Source organism: Deltaproteobacteria bacterium, assembly GCA_005879535.1.
Classification (GTDB): Bacteria; Myxococcota; Myxococcia; order Myxococcales; family 40CM-4-68-19; genus 40CM-4-68-19.
Map to the genome: position 1 here is coordinate 1 of VBKI01000015.1, position 498 is coordinate 498.

Annotated in this window: 1 protein-coding gene; it reads right to left on the reverse strand. The window is 59.8% G+C overall.

What is annotated here, in order from left to right; all coding sequences use genetic code 11:
- The coding region (locus tag E6J58_00850) for a hypothetical protein (GenBank protein TMB43505.1) at window positions 1-498 on the reverse strand (498 nt) is incomplete at its 3' end.

Genomic DNA, 498 nt, shown 5'->3' on the forward strand with positions numbered 1-498 from the left:
GCCTGTGGCCGGGCCGTTCGGACCGCTGCTGGTGCTGGGAAAACCGACCGCCTTCACGCGGCCGTAGTATCGGTCGTAGCCGTACTCGACCGCGAAATCGCGTGAGTTCCACACCCCAGCGTTTGCCGGCACATGGGTCACTACACGCCAGGGTCTCAACAACGAATCGTACTGGTAGTCGCGATGGAAGTAGTCGGCAGCGCCGTCCAGTGCGCTTTGGGCAACGTCCAACGCGCCAAGCATCGACCCCAGCGTTCCCGGCTTATTGTTTAGGTCGTATTGCCAGTTTGCTTCGAGCAAGCCTTGGGTGTCAGTCGGCCTCTTGACGAACCTACGTTGCAGTCGCCCGATCAAGTCATATTGATACCCTAGGAGGGTCGCTCGAGCATCGGTTTGCGTTCGCGGATGACTCAGGCCGTCCCAGGTGTATGACCATGTTCCGCGATCCGGATCGACGACAGACGTCTTGCGACCGAGATCGTCGTAGGTGACGCTGAT